Origin of the sequence: Halomonas lysinitropha, from assembly GCF_902500215.1 — a bacterium.
Taxonomy (GTDB): Bacteria; Pseudomonadota; Gammaproteobacteria; order Pseudomonadales; family Halomonadaceae; genus Halomonas; species Halomonas lysinitropha.
On record NZ_CABVOU010000057.1, the window covers coordinates 1 to 210 of the forward strand.

Below are 210 nucleotides of genomic sequence, written 5' to 3' on the forward strand. Positions count from 1 at the left end.
TAATTCCGATTAACGCTCGCACCCTCCGTATTACCGCGGCTGCTGGCACGGAGTTAGCCGGTGCTTCTTCTGTGAGTGATGTCGTTCCTCGGGGGTATTGGCCCCAAGGCCTTCTTCCTCACTGAAAGTGCTTTACAACCCGAAAGCCTTCTTCACACACGCGGCATGGCTGGATCAGGCTTGCGCCCATTGTCCAATATTCCCCACTGC

The 210-nt window shown here is 55.7% G+C and carries 1 rRNA gene; it reads right to left on the reverse strand.

From position 1 onward, the window contains the following. Positions 1–210, reverse strand: a 16S ribosomal RNA gene (locus tag HALO32_RS17845); the annotation flags it as partial.